The following is a 17,968-nucleotide window of genomic DNA, read 5'->3' as shown; positions in this document are numbered from 1 at the left end:
CAGGCGACCCATGACCGCACAAGACTCCTCCCCGCACCACTTGCAGCTGACCCGGGATGGCCAGTTGCGGCATTTTTTGACCCTGGACGGGCTTGATCGCAGCCTGCTCACCGACATCCTGGACACTGCGGATTCGTTCATCGAGGTGGGCGAGCGTTCCATCAAGAAGGTACCGCTGCTGAGGGGGCGGACGGTGGTGAACCTGTTCTTCGAATCCAGCACCCGCACCCGAAGCACCTTCGAGCTGGCCGCCAAGCGCCTGTCGGCCGACGTGCTCAACCTGGACATCAGCACCTCGGCCACCTCCAAGGGCGAATCCCTGTCCGATACCCTGCTCAACCTTGAAGCCATGGCCAGCGACATGTTCGTGGTTCGGCACTCCCAGAGCGGCGCGCCGCATTTTATCGCCGAGAGCGTGACCCCCGGCGTGGCCATCATCAACGCCGGCGATGGACGCCATGCCCACCCAACCCAGGCCATGCTCGACATGCTCACCATCCGCCAGCGCAAAGGGAGTTTCGAGGGGCTGAAAGTGGCGATTGTGGGCGATGTCCTGCACTCGCGGGTGGCCCGCTCCCAGATTCGAGCTCTCAACGAGCTGGGCGCCGAAGAGGTGCGGGTGATTGCGCCCGGCACGCTGTTGCCCAAAGACGTGGAGAGCCTTGGCTGCCGGGTCGACTACGACATGAAGCGCGGCATGCGGGATCTGGACGTGGTGATCATGCTGCGCCTGCAAAAGGAGCGCATGGAGGGGGCCCTGTTGCCCAGCGAGCGTGAGTTCTACCGGCTGTATGGCCTGAACCAGGAAAAGCTGGAGTTGGCTCACCCCGAGTGCATTGTCATGCACCCGGGGCCCATTAATCGCGGGGTAGAAATCGAATCCGCCGTGGCAGATGGCCCCCAGTCGGTCATCCTGAATCAGGTGACCAACGGCATCGCCATCCGGATGGCGGTGATGTCCATGGCCATGGGCGGCCAGGTGGCCGAACGCCAGCAGAAACTGAGTGAGGGGGCCTCGTCATGAGCAGTGCCAACGCACCGGGACCCAGCCTGAAGATTACCGGCGGTCGACTGTTTGATGGCCTGGGGAGCGAGCAGGACAACGCCGCGATCCTGATTCGCGATGGTCACATTGCCGCCCTGGGCGATGAGGCCCTCCGGGCGACGGCGGACGAGACCGTTCGGGCCGATGACTGGGTGATTGCGCCGGGCTTTGTCGATCTGTGTTGTAACCTTCGCGAACCGGGCAACGGCCAGAAGGGCAACATTGCCTCGGAAACGCGGGCGGCGGCCCACGGCGGGTTCACCACGGTGTGCGCGTCGCCGGAAACCTCGCCGGTAAACGATTCCAGTGCGGTCACCCATCTGATCCGTGACGGCGCCGCCAGCCGGTCTCCGATCCGGGTGCTGCCGGTGGGGGCCATCACCCGCGGCCTGGAGGGCGACCTGCTCAGTGACATGGCGGGCCTGGCGGCCGCGGGCTGCGTGGCGGTGGGCAATGGCTCCCGCGGGGTGCGGAATGCCCGCATTCTGCGTCGGTGCATGGCCTACGCACAGACTTTTGGTCTGACCGTGATGTTCAGCCCCGAAAATCAGGCGCTGGCAGCCGACGGCTATGCCCATGACGGTCTGGTGACGTCTCGTCTAGGACTGCTCGGCATCCCGGAGGTGGCGGAAACGGCTGCCGTGATGGAAATGCTGCTGCTGGCGGAGGAAACCGGTGTCCGCCTGCACCTTAGCCAGCTGTCCTGTGGCCGTAGCGTGGAGATGCTGGCGGAGGCCCGTCGTCGCGGTATTGCTGTGACCGCTGATGTGGCCATGCACCAGCTGGTGTTTACCGAAGAGGCCCTGGCCAGTTTTGACAGCCGGTTTCACGTGCGTCCGCCGCTGCGCAGCGAAGCCGATCGAAAAGCGCTGATCGCCGGCGTTCGTGACGGCATCATTGATGCCATCGTCAGCCAGCACCAGCCGCACGACACCGCCGCCAAGCAGGCGCCCATGGCGGCGACGGAACCGGGCCTGTCCGGCATTGAAAGTGTGCTGTCGCTGGGCCTGGAGCTGGTGGAAATGAACGAGCTGTCGCTGGCCGATCTGATGCGTGCCCTCACGAGCGGCCCGGCATCGGTGATCGGTCGTTCTGCCAGGGTTGCTCCGGGCGAACCGGCCGACCTGTGCCTGTTTGATCCGGAGGCCTTCTGGGCGCCCGGGCCCCGGACTCTGGTCTCCGCCGGTCGCCACGCGCCGGTGACGGATCGGGAGTTGCCGGGCGTGGTGCGCCTGACTCTGGCCGGCGGGCGCAAAGCCTGGGAACATCCGGAAACCTGAGCGGCCCTGACTGGCAAAGTGCGGCAGAGGTAGCGTGACCTCTGTCGACGCCATCACAGATTCTTCCCCTTTTGCCGAAAAGCCCTTGATGGCAGGCACCGGTGCCAACGTATTCTTGTGACCGTCGGCCTATGGTCGACCAAGGAACGTAAGGCCTGAACGGTACCCGGATGTGCCGGTGTCCGACAATAACAACCAGGAGTTATCCCGTGAAATCAATCAAACATCCCCGGCGCTTCGCGCTGGCGGTAGCCCTGTGTGCCGGCGTGTTCATGCCTCTGGCGGGCCACGCCCAGGCGCAGAATGAGCCCCTTGAGCGCAGCTTCTGCGTATTCGACCCGGTGGGCGCCAACGGCCCCCTTTTCGCCATCACCAAGACCTTTCAGCCCGTTGCCCTGAACCACGGCATCAAGCTGGACCTGCGCGCCTACACCGATGAGAAGGTGGCGGCGGAGGACTTCAAGGCAGGCCAGTGCGACGCGGTGTTGCTGACCGGTACCCGGGCCCGGGAGTTCAACAAGTTCACCGGCAGCCTCGAGGCCATGGGGGCAGTGCCAGGCGAGGAGGAAATGCGCCTGTTGTACAACACTCTAAGCCAGCCCAAGGCCCGGCCCTTCCTGATCGACGGTCCTTATGAGGTGGCGGGCGTGTTCCCCGGTGGCGCCATCTATCTGCATACCCGCGACCGGAGCATCGACTCGGTGGAAAAACTGCAGGGTAAACGGATTGCCACCCTCGACTACGACCAGGCATCGGTACGCATGGTGCGGCATGTGGGCGCTTCCGTGGTTGGTTCCAACTCGGCCAACTTCGCCGGCAAGTTCAACAATGGCAGTGTCGATCTGGCCTATGCGCCGGCCGTGGCCTATACGCCGCTGGAGCTCTACAAGGGCGTTGAACCCAACGGAGCCGTGGTCAAATACGCCCTCGGCTATATGAATTTCCAGGTGATCATCCATCGTGACCGGTTCCCGGATTCCGCCGGACAGATGGTGCGCGACGAGTCCATCAAGCGCATTGACGAGGCTTACGAAATTATTGCCCAGGCGGAAGCCGAGATTCCGGAAAATGTCTGGATGTACCTGCCGCAGGAGGATACCGCGGAGTACGACAAGATGCTGCGCAAGGTGCGGCTGTCGTTGCTGGAAGACGGCGTCTACGACGAGCGCGCCATCAAGCTGATGAAGGCGATTCGCTGTCGGGTCGACGCCACCCGGTCCGAGTGTGCCTCGGTGGCCGGAACCTGAAACTGGTCGGACGCCGGCCCGCAGGGCGGGCCGGCGTCCGGTTAGCGGATTTGGTCCTTCAGGGCTTTGCCTGCCTTGAACCCCACGGTCTTGCTGGCGGGTATCCTGATCGCCTCGCCGGTTTGCGGATTGCGTCCGTCCCGGGCTTCCCGGGTTCGGATGTTGAAGGTGCCAAAGCCAATCAGGGTGACATCTTCGCCCCGCGACGCGGCCGCAGAGACCTGGTCGGTAAAGGCGGTGATGACTTCGCTGGCTTTTTCCCGGGTCAGGCCGGTGCGATCGGCTATGGCAGCGGCGAGTTCAGGTTTGCGCATCGGATACTCCTTTTTGTAATTCTGCTTTTTCAGTCTGGTGCGGCCGGAATCAAACGACTCATGGCTGCTCCAATCTATAGTGGCTTGCGCCCCAATGTGCAAACACCGGTGCGGCGGAAGTCTGTGAAATTCGGTGTCATTTGCGGCATCTGTCGCATAAAAAGCGGGTTACCTACGCCATAATGCGGGCCTGGTTACAGTCTGTAACAAAGCGGTGCCGCGACTCCCGGTACCGCTGCCCGCATCACCGGGCGGGACAACAAGAACCAAAAGGTATAGAAGTTATGAGTCAACTCCGGAACTCCTCGCGCCCGGCAACGTCCTGGATGCGACCTGTCCGCGGCCTGCTGGCGGCGGTGGCTGCCAGCGTTTTACTCAGTGGCTGTGGTGTGGTCAACAACATGATCTACAAGACCACCGGCGATGTCATGCAGGGCTTTTCCCGAAACCACACCGTGCCGTTCCTGATGCAAAGCGACGATCTGGCCATGGGATGCGCCATGAGCGAGGCGACCGCACCTCTGCTGATGTCTTTCGGTCGGGTAACCGATGAGCCGGACCAGTTGGCGGTCATGCTTTACCTCTCCGCCGGCGGCTGTGCCGATGAGCAGGCCCGGGAGCATGAACTGGCAGCGCTGGCGGCCCTGCACGCCATGAATGGCAACGCCGCGCAGGACGCGATGATCCGCCAGAAGCGCGCCCACACCCTGGCTTCCCAGCGTTATTTCCGGGCCTGGCAGCATTTCAAGGCCCATTACGGTGATCCCGCCGTCGGCGAATGCCCCGGCTTTGATGACGACATGGACGAATTCATCTACATGGCTGGCCTGCTCTCGGGCCTGCAGGCGTTGAATGCCCAGATCCAGTCCACCTCATCTACCGGCGTGCCCACCAACATCGGCTCCATTGCGGCCCGGGCCACCAGTTGTCTGGACAATGAGAAATGGTGGGGTGCCCCGATGGCCTTGAGGGCCACCGTCTGGGCCATGATTCCCGGTGCCCAGCCCGAGGGTGAGAACGCGTTCGAGCGACTGGCGATCGCCGGTGACCAAGGTGAAGCGGCAGGCGTTCGCCTGGCTCATGTATTTCACGCATTGGCGGCGATGAACAAGGGCGATGAAGCGATGGTGCGCCAGGTGATCCGCGATCACGCCGAATCCCTGGAGACCACTCCTTCCAATGAGGAGTGGCGCTTCGTCGACGCCCTGGCCACCGACATGATCGTTGCCGTTTCTGATCGTCTCTGGGTCGAGAATACCGGGCACCGGACCCCGCTTGGTCAGCTCGGGAGTTTCTGGGACGACCAGCCGGAAAACGTTGAAACCATGGATCTGGACGATCTGCTGTAACCATTCCACTTCCAGGGTAAAGAGTCATGTCCAAGGGCGGTTTTGAGCGCAGCGGTCTGGAGTGGTTTTCATCGCTGCCGGCGTGCCTGCTGTTGTTGGCGGTGGTTATTTTTTCCACCAGCAGCGACATCCACAATCAGATGCTGCGTGGTGGCGAACAGCTTTGGAGCGGCTATTACAAGCTGCGGATGGATCCGGTCCAGCCCACCTGTGATCCAGATCCGGACATCGACGCTGCGGTTGAAGCCGAACTGGCCGCCAGTGCCGAAGCTGACGATCCGATGGCGGCCCTGCTGGGTGCTGAAGAGAAGGACCCCGCCGACGTCCGCCTGGCCATCGAGCGCTCCGTAACCGATTGCCGCGAAGCACACCGGAGCTTCGAGAACCTTCAGCAACAACTTTCCCCCGGAGTCAAAGCCTATCGCGCGGTGGAGCTGTTCATCGCCGATCTGATTGCGTACGGGCTGGAGTCCCAGCGTTTCATTCTGGTGGTGCTGGTCATGCTGTGTGCGGTGACAGCCACCCTGACCCGACACCACATTGCCATGCGCGCGATGGAGACCCGGCTGGATTACACCGTATCTCATACGCTGCAGACCATTGCCAACGCCATGCTGCTGGGCTCCAGCGTGATTTTCCGGCAATCCACCCTGGGTTCGGACACCGCCGTCTCGTCGGAAGAGCTCCTGCTGCACAATTTCTGGATTGTTGGCTTTGCCTGCCTGACCCTGGCCAGCCTCTATCGGCTGTTGCGGGTACCGCGGGATCTGGAGCCGGGAGGTAACCTGAACAAGGCCTTCCTCGCGGTGCCCCTGTACACGGTGATGTGCCTGATTTCCGGGACCTATTTTGCGCTGATCGGGCACGCCTCGGGCATTGGGATTTATCTGGGCAAGATGATGGAACTGTCGGACATGTTCCTCAACGTCGGCCTGTATGTCTGGGTGGGCATGATGCTCAAGCAGACCCGCCTGGCAACCCTGGTGTTCAACGTGTTCAGACCCTGGCGTATGCCCCCGGAATTGCTCGCCGTGGTGGCGGTTCTGGTGGCGGCGGTGCCAACTGCCTATACCGGTGCCTCCGGTATCTTTGTGATTGCCGCTGGTGCCGTGATCTACAGCGAACTGCGCGCTGCCGGTGCACGACGCCATCTCGCCCTGGCGGCGACCGCAATGTCCGGTTCCCTGGGTGTGGTTTTGCGGCCCTGTCTGCTGGTGGTGGTCATTGCCTACCTGAACCGTGAAGTGACCACCGACGAGCTGTTTGGCTGGGGTATCTGGGTGTTCCTGCTGACTGCCACTATGTTCGCGCTGGTGGCCCTGAGCGTGAACCGGCAGAGCGAATTCAACCTGGCGCCCTCGTCAGAAGCCTTTCCGGCGATGCTTCAGGCGCTGAAGCCGCTGGTTCCCTATGTTCTGGTGATTGCCGCGGTAGTGCTGTTCTATCGTCTGGCGCTCGACGTGGGCGTGGATGAATTCTCGGCGCCGAGGCTGCTACCGGTCATCATGCTGGCTATTCTGGTGTACGAACATGTGCGCCTGAAGAACCGAAAAGGCCGCGCCTCGGGCGAAGTCAATCACCAGGGTCTGGAGCGCAGTCTGCGTGGAGCCACCAACGATACCACCGCCGAGATCGGCGCATTGCTGTTGTTGCTGGGTCTGTCTGTCAGCATCGGGGGCGTGATCGAGCGCTCCCACATCATGGAAACCTTCCCGCAGTCGTTTGACAGCACCTGGTCGGCCATGCTGCTGATGGTGGTAATCCTGGTGGTTCTGGGCATGATCATGGACGCCTTCGGGGCGGTGATCCTGGTAACGGCCACGGTAGCCACCATCGCGTATGCCAGTGGTATCCACCCGATCCACTTCTGGATGGTGACCCTGGTAGCCTTCGAGCTGGGCTACCTGAGTCCGCCGGTTGCGCTGAACCATCTGCTCACGCGACAGGTGGTCGGGGAAGCGGAAGTGCTGGCGGCCCAGCAGGAAACCGGAACCTTCTACCAGCGCCACGAGCGGATTATTATGCCGTTGATTGCCATGGGCATTTCTCTGATCCTGGTGGCGTTTGTGCCATTGCTCTTCTACGGCGGATAAAACGAAAGATGTTCCCTGGCGCGGGTGTACTTGCCAGGACTATCGATTACCCCACATTTTCGAGACGGCCGCATCGGACCCGAGCGTTGCGACAATAATTGAAACGCCGCCAATGCCCAGAAAAACCAGCAGAGGGATTAGTGCGCCAAGTTCACCCGTATAGGTCAGGCCGACGCCAGACCCTGTGGCCAGAATGAGAAAGAGCACGCCTACCGCTTTCAGGATGGTTCGGTGGGAGGCCTTGTAGCTGGGCCCGACTTCACCGCTTTCCATGGGCGTCAGGATCGGTGAGAAGAGCTTGCGCAGACGGTTTTTCATCGGTGGTGTCCTGCAGGATTGAACTCCTATCTTACAAAAAAAGCGCCGTGCTTTCGCAGGGCGCTTTTTTGTTGACCGCTCACGGCATCAGTTCAGTTTCGGACCAGCCTCAACAATCGCATCGGCCACGTCGAACTTCTTGAAGTTTTCCACGAACTGGGCAATCAGTTCCTGGGCCTTGCCATCATAGTAGTCTGGGCTTACCCAGGTGTTGCGCGGGTTCAGCAGCTCGGTATCGACGCCGGGCACGTGCCTGGGCACATCCAGGTTCAGCGTGGGCAGGTGCTCGGTTTCCACGTCGTCCAGATCGCCGTTCTGGATGGCGGCAATGATGGCGCGCGTGGTCGGGATGCTGAAACGCTGTCCCTCACCGTAAGGACCACCGGTCCAGCCGGTATTCACCAGGAACACCTTGCTGCCAAACTCGTCCATCCGCTTCATCAGCAGCTCGGCGTAGACGCCAGCCGGACGCGGGAAGAACGGCGCACCGAAGCAGGTGGAGAAGGTGGACTTGAGCTTCGAGGAGGAGCCCATTTCGGTGGAGCCCACCAGCGCGGTGTAGCCACTGAGGAAGTGGTAGGCAGCGCCTTCACGGCTCAGGATAGATACCGGAGGCAGCACGCCCGTCATGTCGCAGGTCAGGAACACTATGTGGGACGGCTCGCCGGCCCGGTTCTCGATCACCCGCTTTTCGACGTGCTCAAGCGGGTAGGCGCAACGGGAGTTCTCGGTGAGCGAGACATCGGTGTAGTCCGGCTCGCGGGTTTCCGGATCAATCACCACGTTTTCGACGATGGCGCCGAAACGGATGGCGTCCCAGATGATCGGTTCGTTTTTCTGGCTCAGGTCGATGCACTTGGCGTAGCAGCCGCCTTCGATGTTGAACACCGTGCCCGGGCCCCAACCATGCTCATCGTCGCCGATCAGGTAACGGTGGGGGTCGGCAGACAGGGTGGTCTTTCCGGTGCCGGACAGGCCGAAGAACAGGCAGGTTTCTCCGTTCTCGCCTACGTTGGCGGAGCAGTGCATGGGCAGCACGTCTTTCTCGGGCAGCAGGAAGTTCTGCACTGAGAACATGGCTTTCTTCATTTCGCCCGCGTAGTGCATGCCGGCCAGCAGCACCTTGCGCTTGGCAAAGTTGATCATCACGCAGCCGTTGCTGTTGGTGCCGTCACGCTCGGGCACGCACTCAAAGTTGGCTGCGTTAAGAATCTGCCATTCCTGTTTGTCGGCCGGGTTGTAACTCTCCGGGCGGATAAAGAGGTTGCGACCGAACAGGTTCTGCCAGGCAGTCTCGGTGGTCATTTTCACGGGCAGGTAGTGCTCGGGATCCGAGCCAACGTGCACATGGGAAACAAACTGGCCTTTCTCGGCGATGTACGCCTCGACACGCTCCCACAAGGCGTCGAACTTTTCCGCATCGAACGGGCGGTTGATCGGACCCCAGTGGATGTCGTCGGAGGTGCTCGGCTCCTCAACGATGTAGCGGTCCATGGGAGACCGGCCCGTGCGATCACCGGTTCTTACCACCAGCGATCCGTTGGATGCCAACTGGCCTTCGTCACGTGCCAGCGCCACCTCAACCAGTCGTGCTGTACTCAGATCATTATAAGTAGTGCTCACTTCGACCTCGCCCTCGGGATGTCTTAGCGATTGTTCAGGCCGCCCCCCAAAATTGACGGAAATCTGAACAATCGGGTCAATTCAGGCGCGCTATTATGCCAGAGACGCCGGTAAAAAACGACTGCCCGGAAACCCTTGCTATGAGCGGCTTCCGGGCGAATCAAGACGACGTTCAGTGTAACGTATGACCGGTGAAAAGATGATCAATATCATTTCTATCGAAGCGATAGTGAGCGTGACAGAACTGGCAGTCCATTTCGATGGAACCCTGTTCCTCAATGATGCTGTAGCACTCGTCTCGTCCGATGGCCTCAAGAGCGCCGAGGGTCCGCTCTCGTGAGCAGGTACAGCGGAACGCCACGGGTTCGGCATCGAAGAGGCGCACAGTCTCCTCGTGGAACAGCCGGTGCAGTACCGTCTCGCTGTCCAGTTCCAGCAGTTCTGCCGCCTCAACCGTGCGGGCCAGGTGGTTGACCCGCTCCCACAGGTCCTCATCGTCGTCGGTGGCCCCAGGCAGCCGCTGGAGCAAGAGGCCGGCGGCGCCGTTGTCGTCGGCAAACAGGATAAGGGTGGTGGCAATCTGCTCCGAGCGCTCGAAGTAGTCCTCCAAGCAGCCCGCGAGGGTATCGGATTCCCTCGGCACCACGCCCTGATACCGGTGGCCCTGCTCGGGGGTGATGGTGATGGCCATCTGGCCCTGGCCCAGGAGGTCGGTGAAGCTGTCTTCGCTCACAGCGTGCTCGTCAAACCGGGCCAGACCGCGGATGTATCGGTCGTGGCTGCACTCGGCCATGAGCGTGCGCAGGGGCCCTTCGCCCTGAGCCTGGATCGAGATTGTGCCCTGATACTTGAGGGTGCTGCTCATCAGGATGCTGGCCACCAGTGCCTCGCCCAGCAGTGTGCGGACGGTATCGGGGTAGGGTGCCTGGCTGCCGATCACCTGATAGCTTTCACCTAGCTGGACCCAGGCTCCCCGCACCTGACTGTGCTCGAAGATAAAACGCTGGAACTGGTCGCGGGATGCCATGTGATGTCTCCTGAAAATCTGAATAACGATGGGGAAGGGGTGGCTCCGGCTCCGACCGCCTTCCGGCTTGGGTCAGAGGCCGTTCTGTTCGCGGAATCGCTGGATATCCCGGCGGTCCTTCTTGGAAGGTCTTCTCGCTGGTGGAAGTTGGGCGGCCTGCATGGTTTTCCTTTGCCAGGCCAGTTCCTCGCGCTTTTTAACACTGTCGTCGGTTTCGTGGTAGAGCTTTTGCGCTTCGGGCGCGCCCCGCCGTTTGTCGCTGATGTCGTCCACGACCACCACTCTTTCCTGCCAGCCCAGACGCAAGGTCACAGTGGCGCCAGTCTCCACCAGTTTGCCGGGTTTGCAGCGCTGGCTGTTGTAGTGCACCTTGCCGCCTTCGATGGCTTCCTTGGCAAGGGTGCGGGTTTTATAGAAGCGCGCGGCCCACAGCCATTTGTCGAGTCTTACACGTTGATCGTCAGAGGTTGGTGCCGTCATATCTCCTCACCGGATGGGTCTATACCCGGATTATAACCCGTCATTGGCCGGTTGACAGGGAGGAGCGTTCACGGAGGGCCGGAAGCACCTCGTCGAAGTGGTGGATGCAGGGGATGTCCGGATGAGCTTCACGGGGGCCTTGCTTGCTGTCCGGTGCCAGCACGGCCAGGCACTGGCTGATCCCGGCCCGGAGTGCGCTCTCGAGTACCGGGAAACTGTCGTCCACCATCAGGGTGGATTCCCGGCGGTAGGGGGTCAGCGTCTGGAGATCTTCCCAGAACGCCGGCTCTTCCTTGGGTTTGCCCAGCTCGTGGCTGGAGACAATGGCGTCTACCCGCGACGCCAGCCCGGTCCTTTCGAGCTTCAGGGCCAGGGGATCGGGGTGACAATTGGTGACAATGACCGACCGCAGGCCGCTGGTTTTCAGCGCGTTCAGGAAATCAATCACATGGGGGCGGTAGCCGATACGGTCGCCCACTTCGGCTTTCAGGCCGGTGATATCCAGCGACAACCGCTCGCTCCAGTAATCCGTGCAGTACCAGTTCAGTGAGCCGCGTTCGGCCATGATCATCGGGATCAGATAGTCTTTGGCCTGCTGGGGGCTCAGGTCATAGTGCTCGGCATAGCGCGCTGGCAGATGCTCGAGCCAGAAGTGGTTGTCGAAGTGCAGATCAAGCAGTGTTCCGTCCATATCAAGGAACACAGTGTCGAGGGACGACCAGTTAACCATATGCCAAAACAGCCTGAAGAATTTCCCTCAGGCTGCCGAAGTTTCCCGTGGCAGGCAAGCCGTGATAGTACGGAGGCTGGCCGAGTCGGTGGGGATCAGTTGCCGGTTTGCTCCACCGTCTCTGGCTTGCGGCCGGTGCGGGTGCAGCCCAGGCAGCGAACGAAGGTCGCCTTGGCGGGGCCCATCACCAGAACTTCTCCGGCTTCCCCGGCGTTGCCGCCCAGCAGGGAGAAGGGCAGGGACACCAGGTAAACGGCGCTGCCAACAATGGTGGTTGCCAGTAGTGCCGGACGGACAAAAATGGCGTCGCCGGTCATGGCCAGGGCCGACGGGGTTTCATCCACGGCTTGCGCGTGGCCCAGGGAGGAAAAGGCCATCAGGCAGGCCGCCAGGGTGGCCACCAGGGTGCGGGAAATCTTACGGATCATCGTTACTGTCTCCTGAGCTTCTTGGCCCTCGCGGTGCGGTCCCTGCGGGGAGCAGCACCGGAACGGCATCCATCGGATGCCGGCCTATTGTATACGCCGGGCATAAGTCCTCCGTTAACTATGAATCATATTTGCGCATTTTCAAACGATTTTTCGTTGCAAAATGTGCACCGGGTCGGGCTTTAGCGTTGGCAGTGGGAACAGTAGACCGTGGACCGGTTGTTCATCCGGATTTCCTTGAGCGGGCGACCACACTCTTTGCAGGGCTCGTTGCCGCGCCCATACACCAGCAGGGACTGGGCGAAGTAACCCGGCTTGCCGTCGCTGTTAACAAAGTCCCTGAGCGTGGTGCCGCCCATCAGAATGGCGGCACTGAGAGTTTCACGAATGGCCTCCGCAAGCCGGTGGTAGCGGTCCAGGCTGATTCGACCGGCTTTGCGTCGGGGGTGGATCCCGGCCTTGAACAACGCCTCGTTGGCGTAGATGTTGCCAACGCCGACCACCACGTGGTTGTCCATGATGAAGGACTTCACCGGTGTGTTGCGTGCCCGCGACAGCCGGAACAGGTGGGCTCCGTTAAATTCCGGAACCAGGGGCTCCGGCCCCAGGTGGCGGATCAGCGGGTGGTCCTCCGTGGAGTCGGCCCAGAGCCAGCAGCCGAAACGGCGGGGATCGTTGAACCTCAGGGTGACGCCCGACTGCAAGGCGACCTCAATGTGATCGTGGGTGAGGGGGCGGGTGTCGTCGGTGATTACCCTGAGGCTGCCGGACATGCCGAGGTGCACAATCACCGTGCCCTGATCGAGGTTGAGGAACAGATACTTCGCTCGCCGGTCAATGCTCCGGATCACCTGGCCTTCGAGGCGGGCGCCCAGGTCAGAAGGAACGGGCCAGCGCAGGCTGCCATTCCGGACGGTAACCCTCGCGATGGTCTGACCCTCGCAGTGCGGGGCAATACCCCGTCGGGTGGTTTCAACTTCTGGCAGTTCGGGCACGGAAACTCTCCTGGAAACATGTAAGTGTAATCAGTAACAAATTTGCATCCAAATGCGGTTGTTGGGGCTTACAGCTGTAAGCTAAAGTGTCGGAGTTGCCGAAGCGGCGACACTGGCTTCGTGCCAGTGATTTTGATTTTGAGGATTTGCTATGTGGTTCAATGGTCTTCTTGACCTGTCTGTGATGCAGCTCGTTCTGGTGACACTCGGAATGACCCACGTCACGATTGTCAGTGTAACGCTCTACCTGCATCGCCATTCGGCGCACAACTCGCTGGATCTGCATCCGGCCCTGAAGCATTTTTTCCGGTTCTGGCTCTGGCTGACCACCGCCCAGAACACCAAGGAATGGACGGCGATCCACCGCAAGCACCACGCCAAGTGCGAAACCGAAGAAGACCCCCACAGCCCGGTTGTGCTGGGTATCCGTAAAGTGCTGTTCGAAGGCGCCGAGCTCTACGCCGCCTCCGCCACGCCAGAAACCCTGGAGCGTTACGGGCAGAGAACGCCTGAGGACTGGATCGAGCGTAACGTCTACAGTCGCTACAAAGGGCTGGGGATTGCGTTGTTGGCTGTGATCAACCTGGCGTTGTTCGGTGTTCATGGAATCTGGATCTGGGCAGTGCAGATGATGTGGATCCCGGTCTGGGCTGCCGGTGTGGTGAACGGCATCGGTCACTGGATGGGCTACCGTAACTATGAGTGCGCTGACAACGCCCGCAACATTTCGCCGCTGGGCTTGTTGATCGGTGGCGAGGAGCTGCACAACAACCACCACACCTACCCGAACTCGTCCAAGCTGTCCCGCCGCTGGTTCGAGGTGGACATTGGCTGGGGCTATATCCGTCTGTTCCAGCTGTTTGGATTGGCCAAGCCCAAGGGATATCGGCCCATTGCCCATCACGTGCCGGGCAAGCTGGATATGGATGTGGAAACGGTGCAGGCCATTGCCAACAATCGCTTCGATATCATGCGACAGTACCGCAAACGCGTCATGGAGCCGGTGCTGCGTCAGCAAAAGTCCTTGATGGACGACGAAATCCGCCCCAGGTACCGCAAGCTCAAGCAGCTGTTGTCCCGGGAGATCACCTTGATTCACCCCAGGGAGAAGGAAACCCTGGAATCAGTCCTGGAGCGTAATGCTGTGCTTCGCCAGATTTACGAGAAGAGCCATGAGCTGCAGGCGCTCTGGCGTCAGCGGGGGCTCAAGCCCCAGGACAAGCTCAATGCCCTGATGGCTTGGTGCCGTGAGGCCGAAGTCAGCGGCATCCGCTACCTTGAGGAATTTGCCGATCACCTGCGGGCTTACTCGCTCAGACCTTCGGCCTGAACCCGAAACAGCGAATAGGTGACCTGGCCTGCACGCTTCTGACGGTGCAGGTGCCAGGTCGCCGGCACCGCCGGCGTAACCAGTTCGCTCTCGTGCTCCACGTAGACCCAGCCACCGGGCTTTACCCAGCCCTGCGCCTCCAGTAGCGGGAACAGCCGCTCCAGCCAGCCCTGGCGGAACGGCGGATCCATGAACACGATGTCGAACGGCGGTCGCTGCCGCTGCGCCAGGTAGTGCTCCACGGTGTTGCACACCACCTCTCCCGATTCAGACTTCAGCAGCCGCAGGTTGGTCCTCAATGCGTTGGCCAGAGCCGGCGTATGGTCCACCAGCGTGGCATGGCCGGCACCTCGGGACAACGCCTCAAGTCCCAGAGCGCCGGAGCCGGCGAACAGATCCAGGCAATCGCTGCCGGCGAGGTGAAAGGCCAGCCAGTTGAACAGAGTTTCCCGGGTGCGGGCCGGCGTGGGCCGAACGCCTCCGGCGTTGGGGAACTTGAGTTTGCGGCTGCGCCAGTCGCCGCCAATGATCCGAAGCTCGCCAGCACCCCGGGTTCCGCTGTCTGAGCGGGCGGGAGCCGGGCTTTTTGTGCCGGGGGTTCGATGAGCGGGTTTTCGACGCGCCATGGCGGTAACTCCGAAGCGGATCAACAGGGTGACGAACCCCGGCATGTTACCGGAATCCCGTGCCAGCGTGATAATCCGCCAAGCCTCACTTCAATGGGACAGTCTGCTAGAATGTGCGCTTTCTGTGTTCCGCCCATTCATACTGATGGATTGATTTTATGACGGCAGAGTGGATTTCAATCGGCCTGTTGGCCCTTCTTGTGCTCGTTTTCATCCTGGATGTTGCCGGCAACCGGAGCCGGGCGCCAAGGCCGCGGCCAGTACCCCAGCGCAAGCCCGAGGTTGCAAGGGGGGCTGCGCCAGAGCCCAAAGAAGTCGAGCCCGAGCCTGCTGCTGAGGCCGAACCAGAGCCGGTGGCAGAGCCAGAGCCCGAAGCCGAACCCAGGCCCGCCGGGAAACCCCGGGAGCCGGAGGAGCCGGAGCCCCAGCTCAGCGTTTTTGAGCGAATCCGCAAGGGCCTGGGTAAAACCCGCGCGGGTCTGACGGGCGGCCTGTCAGACCTGTTCTCACTGGGCAAGAAGATTGACGAAGAGCTGCTGGAAGAGATTGAAACCACGCTTCTGATGGCCGACGTAGGCGTTACCGCCACCTCCGAGATCATTGATTCACTCACGGAGAAGCTTGAGCGCAATCAGCTCAAGGACGGTGAGGCTCTGCGCAAGGCGTTGCGTGGCGAGCTGCACGACCTGCTCAAGGACGTTACCCAGCCCCTGAAAATCGACGCCGACAAAACCCCGTACGTGATCCTGATGGTGGGCGTGAACGGCGTGGGCAAGACCACCACGATTGGTAAGCTGGCCCGGAAATTCCAGGACGAGGGCAAGTCGGTGATGCTGGCCGCGGGCGACACCTTCCGGGCGGCGGCCGTGGAGCAGCTGCAGGTCTGGGGGGAACGCAACAATGTGCCGGTGGTGGCACAACATACCGGTGCCGACAGCGCGTCGGTCATTTTTGACGCCATCCAGTCGGCCAAGTCCCGCGGCGTTGACGTTGTGATTGCCGACACCGCCGGCCGCCTCCAGAACAAGGACAACCTGATGCAGGAGCTGGAGAAGGTGGTTCGGGTTATGAAGAAGCTCGACGAGACCGCGCCCCACGAGGTCATGCTGGTGCTGGATGCCGGTACCGGACAGAACGCCCTGAGCCAGGCCCAGGTGTTCCAGCAGGCGGTGGGTGTGTCGGGGATTACCTTGACGAAACTGGACGGCACCGCCAAAGGCGGTATCGTGTTTGCCATTGCCCGCCAGCTGCAGTTGCCCATCCGCTTTATCGGTGTCGGCGAGCAGGTGGAGGATCTGCGCAGTTTTGACGCCGAAACCTTTGTTCACGCGCTCTTTGACGAATAACCGAGAGCCCAGCGGTAGCCGCCCATGATCGAGTTTCGCCAGGTCACCAAACGCTATGACAGCGATCACACGGCCCTGCGTCAGGTCAATTTCGGCCTGGCCCGGGGCGAACTGGCCTTCCTGACCGGGCATTCCGGGGCCGGTAAAAGTACGCTGTTGAAGCTGATCATGGTAATGGAGCGGCCCAGTGCCGGCGAAGTCATTGTTGGTGGCCAGTTGCTGAACCGACTACCCCGCCGGCAGATTCCCTACATTCGCCGCCACATAGGCGTGGTGTTTCAGAACCATCAGTTGCTCTTCGATCGCACCGTGTTCGACAACGTTGCCATGCCCCTGGAAGTCATGGGCGCCTCGCCCCGGGACACCGGTCGGAGGGTGCGGGCAGCGCTGGACAAGGTGGGCCTGCTTAACAAGGAAAAAATGAACCCGATGCAGCTGTCCGGCGGTGAGCAGCAGCGGGTGGGCATCGCCCGTGCCGTGGTCAACAAGCCACCGGTTCTGCTGGCGGATGAGCCCACCGGTAACCTGGATCCGGAGCTGTCTGCGGATATCATGAACCTGTTCGGCCAGTTCAGCCAGGTCGGGGTGACGGTACTGATTGCCACCCACGATATCGCACTCATCAACACCATGGGACGACGCACCCTGACTCTGGATCACGGTCGTCTCGTTGCTGGTGGCACGCCGGTTGTGGGAGGTGTGAGTGGCCACTGACCCGAGGCGAAAACAGGAGTCGTCCCGAGGGGCGAACACCGCGCGCTCCCCGTGGCGGGAACAGGCAGAGAGCTATCTCAGTCACCATCGCAAGGTAGCGCGGGACAGTGCCCGTCGGCTCTGGCGCACGCCGGTGGCAAGCCTGATGACCTGGACGGTAATGGGCGTTGCCCTGGCCTTGCCGGTGGCTTTGCTTTTGCTGCTCACCAGTCTTCAGGGTGTCAGCGCCGGCTGGGAGAGCAGTGCCCGGGTGACGGCTTACCTGAGCCTCGACACCAATCTGGAAGAAGCCCAGGCGCTTCGGGAGGAGGTGGCGTCCGACGGACGGGTGGCTGCTGTTGAGCTGATCGGGCGAGAGCAGGCCCTGGCGGAGTTCCGGACGTCCTCAGGGCTGGCGGACGCGCTCGATTTCCTCGAGGAAAACCCACTGCCCCACACCTTGCTGGTCACCCCACAGGAATCGGCCCGGTCGGCGGAAGGCGTTGAGGCACTGGTGCGCTTCGTCGGAGCGATGGACGGAGTAGAGCGTGTTCAGGTGGACCTGGGCTGGCTACAGCGACTCAATGCCATGACCGACCTGTTGGCCCGGGCGGTATGGGCGCTCGCTGTACTGTTGGCGGCAGCGGTTGTGCTGGTGATTGGCAATACCGTGCGGCTGGCCATTGAAAACCGCCGAGACGAGATTCTGGTGGCGAAGCTGGTGGGCGGTACCGACGGCTTCGTTCGCCGTCCCTTCCTCTACACGGGGGCCTGGTTTGGTCTTGGGGGTGGTGTGGTCGCACTGATCCTGCTGCAACTTTCCCTCTGGTGGCTCAGCGCGCCGATCGAGAGGCTGGCGGGGTTGTACCGCAGTGACTTCTCCCTGCAGGGGCTGCAATTTGATGGCGCTCTGGCGTTGATTATTGTGGGGATGCTGCTAGGCTGGCTTGGCGCCTGGGTTGCTGTGAAGCGTCACCTGGACGATCTGGAGCCCGGTGACATTGCCGGCGGTTGATGATCCGGATTGCGGGAAAACCGTATTGA

The 17,968-nt window shown here is 61.5% G+C and carries 18 protein-coding genes; 9 read left to right on the top strand and 9 right to left on the bottom strand.

Annotation, left to right across the window (positions count from 1 at the left end):
- The first annotated feature begins 10 nt into the window (after positions 1 to 10).
- From BM344_RS09590 to BM344_RS09580, 3 genes are all read left to right on the top strand, one after another.
- The gene (locus BM344_RS09590; RefSeq protein ID WP_091988843.1) at positions 11 to 1,024 is read left to right on the top strand and encodes an aspartate carbamoyltransferase catalytic subunit; all 1,014 of its coding nucleotides are present in this window, start codon (positions 11 to 13) and stop codon (positions 1,022 to 1,024) included.
- Positions 1,021 to 2,325, top strand: a complete 1,305-nt coding sequence (locus BM344_RS09585; protein WP_091988840.1) for a dihydroorotase — start codon at positions 1,021 to 1,023, stop codon at positions 2,323 to 2,325. Before BM344_RS09590 ends, BM344_RS09585 begins: the two co-directional genes overlap by 4 nt.
- Before the next feature lie 209 nt (positions 2,326 to 2,534).
- Positions 2,535 to 3,572 (top strand): putative solute-binding protein, encoded by a 1,038-nt coding sequence (locus tag BM344_RS09580; protein ID WP_091988835.1) that lies wholly within the window; start codon positions 2,535 to 2,537, stop codon positions 3,570 to 3,572.
- A gap of 41 nt (positions 3,573 to 3,613) precedes the next feature.
- Here the strand turns inward: BM344_RS09580 and BM344_RS09575 are convergent, their stop codons facing one another.
- Entirely contained in the window at positions 3,614 to 3,886 is a 273-nt protein-coding gene (locus tag BM344_RS09575; RefSeq protein ID WP_091988832.1) for an HU family DNA-binding protein, read from the bottom strand.
- A gap of 284 nt (positions 3,887 to 4,170) precedes the next feature.
- On the opposite strand from BM344_RS09575, the gene BM344_RS09570 reads away from it, so the two are divergent.
- Complete coding sequence (locus BM344_RS09570) at positions 4,171 to 5,235, top strand: hypothetical protein (RefSeq protein ID WP_091988829.1); 1,065 nt, start codon at positions 4,171 to 4,173, stop codon at positions 5,233 to 5,235.
- 26 nt (positions 5,236 to 5,261) lie between these two features.
- Positions 5,262 to 7,328: a TRAP transporter large permease subunit gene (locus BM344_RS09565; RefSeq protein WP_091988826.1), complete on the top strand. Its 2,067-nt coding sequence runs from the start codon at positions 5,262 to 5,264 to the stop codon at positions 7,326 to 7,328.
- Between the two features lie 39 nt (positions 7,329 to 7,367).
- Here the strand turns inward: BM344_RS09565 and BM344_RS09560 are convergent, their stop codons facing one another.
- The 7 genes from BM344_RS09560 to mutM all read right to left on the bottom strand — a co-directional run bounded on the left by BM344_RS09560 (position 7,368) and on the right by mutM (position 12,929).
- Positions 7,368 to 7,646 (bottom strand): hypothetical protein, encoded by a 279-nt coding sequence (locus tag BM344_RS09560; RefSeq protein WP_091988823.1) that lies wholly within the window; start codon positions 7,644 to 7,646, stop codon positions 7,368 to 7,370.
- Positions 7,647 to 7,733: 87 nt separating this feature from the next.
- Positions 7,734 to 9,269 (bottom strand): phosphoenolpyruvate carboxykinase, encoded by a 1,536-nt coding sequence (locus BM344_RS09555; RefSeq protein WP_091988820.1) that lies wholly within the window; start codon positions 9,267 to 9,269, stop codon positions 7,734 to 7,736.
- A gap of 172 nt (positions 9,270 to 9,441) precedes the next feature.
- Entirely contained in the window at positions 9,442 to 10,296 is an 855-nt protein-coding gene (hslO, locus tag BM344_RS09550) for an Hsp33 family molecular chaperone HslO (RefSeq protein WP_091988817.1), read from the bottom strand.
- A gap of 72 nt (positions 10,297 to 10,368) precedes the next feature.
- The gene (gene hslR / locus BM344_RS09545) at positions 10,369 to 10,776 is read right to left on the bottom strand and encodes a ribosome-associated heat shock protein Hsp15 (RefSeq protein WP_091988814.1); all 408 of its coding nucleotides are present in this window, start codon (positions 10,774 to 10,776) and stop codon (positions 10,369 to 10,371) included.
- A gap of 40 nt (positions 10,777 to 10,816) precedes the next feature.
- Positions 10,817 to 11,506 (bottom strand): GMP/IMP nucleotidase, encoded by a 690-nt coding sequence (yrfG, locus tag BM344_RS09540; protein ID WP_091988811.1) that lies wholly within the window; start codon positions 11,504 to 11,506, stop codon positions 10,817 to 10,819.
- 95 nt (positions 11,507 to 11,601) lie between these two features.
- Positions 11,602 to 11,934, bottom strand: a complete 333-nt coding sequence (locus BM344_RS09535; RefSeq protein WP_091988808.1) for a hypothetical protein — start codon at positions 11,932 to 11,934, stop codon at positions 11,602 to 11,604.
- Positions 11,935 to 12,116: 182 nt separating this feature from the next.
- Positions 12,117 to 12,929, bottom strand: a complete 813-nt coding sequence (gene mutM / locus BM344_RS09530) for a bifunctional DNA-formamidopyrimidine glycosylase/DNA-(apurinic or apyrimidinic site) lyase (RefSeq protein WP_091988805.1) — start codon at positions 12,927 to 12,929, stop codon at positions 12,117 to 12,119.
- A gap of 151 nt (positions 12,930 to 13,080) precedes the next feature.
- Between mutM and BM344_RS09525 the strand changes: the two genes are divergently transcribed.
- A complete protein-coding gene (locus BM344_RS09525; RefSeq protein ID WP_091988802.1) occupies positions 13,081 to 14,259 on the top strand; it encodes a DesA family fatty acid desaturase in 1,179 nt (392 codons plus the stop codon).
- Here BM344_RS09525 and rsmD read toward each other — a convergent pair.
- Entirely contained in the window at positions 14,235 to 14,885 is a 651-nt protein-coding gene (rsmD, locus tag BM344_RS09520; RefSeq protein ID WP_091990972.1) for a 16S rRNA (guanine(966)-N(2))-methyltransferase RsmD, read from the bottom strand. The genes BM344_RS09525 and rsmD overlap by 25 nt on opposite strands.
- Before the next feature lie 158 nt (positions 14,886 to 15,043).
- Between rsmD and ftsY the strand changes: the two genes are divergently transcribed.
- Genes ftsY through ftsX form a run of 3 tightly spaced genes read left to right on the top strand, consistent with a single transcriptional unit; the run spans position 15,044 to position 17,939 of the window.
- On the top strand, positions 15,044 to 16,231 hold the full coding sequence (ftsY, locus tag BM344_RS09515) for a signal recognition particle-docking protein FtsY (protein ID WP_091988799.1): 1,188 nt from the start codon (positions 15,044 to 15,046) through the stop codon (positions 16,229 to 16,231).
- 24 nt (positions 16,232 to 16,255) lie between these two features.
- A complete protein-coding gene (ftsE, locus tag BM344_RS09510) occupies positions 16,256 to 16,945 on the top strand; it encodes a cell division ATP-binding protein FtsE (RefSeq protein WP_091988796.1) in 690 nt (229 codons plus the stop codon).
- On the top strand, positions 16,935 to 17,939 hold the full coding sequence (gene ftsX, locus BM344_RS09505; RefSeq protein WP_091988793.1) for a permease-like cell division protein FtsX: 1,005 nt from the start codon (positions 16,935 to 16,937) through the stop codon (positions 17,937 to 17,939). Before ftsE ends, ftsX begins: the two co-directional genes overlap by 11 nt.
- The last annotated feature ends 29 nt before the right edge of the window (positions 17,940 to 17,968 follow it).

This window comes from Marinobacter gudaonensis (assembly GCF_900115175.1).
Lineage (GTDB): Bacteria > Pseudomonadota > Gammaproteobacteria > Pseudomonadales > Oleiphilaceae > Marinobacter > Marinobacter gudaonensis.
This window is presented reverse-complemented; position numbering and strand designations above follow the sequence as displayed.